Below are 397 nucleotides of genomic sequence, written 5' to 3'. Positions count from 1 at the left end.
CCTCGGGCCTCATCGCCTCAGTGAGGGTGACACCCAAGGTCAGCTTCTCGAGGCCGTCGAGGATCTGAACATGCAGCCGCACAGGAACTCCCGAACCCTCGAGGTAATCTGCTGCAGCCTCGAACATGTCAGTCACGAGGTCTCGCGGAAGAAACTGCAACATCACCGGCGCGGCATTGCGGTGACGCAGAATCACATCCCGAAAGTTCAAGCCGTACGCGACAACCCAGTCCTGCCAATCACCTGACGCGGGCTGACGCGGAATCCTGGTCTCGAACACGATTGCTCGCGCAACCTCCGTCAAAATCTCGTTCTTGTCGGAGAAATGGTGATACAACGACGGAGCTTTGACGTCGAGGTACTTAGCCAGACGCGGAAGGCTGAAAGCGTCCAAGCC

At 58.2% G+C, this 397-nt stretch carries 1 protein-coding gene; it reads right to left on the bottom strand.

The window, feature by feature from the left end:
- On the bottom strand, positions 1-397 hold a 397-nt coding region (locus AC1D1Y_RS26745; protein ID WP_477685005.1), incomplete at both ends, for a TetR/AcrR family transcriptional regulator.

This window comes from Polaromonas sp. P1_G1 (genome assembly GCF_056405595.1).
The sequence above is the reverse complement of the archived record's forward strand: the minus strand, read 5'-3'. Positions and strand labels throughout refer to the sequence as shown.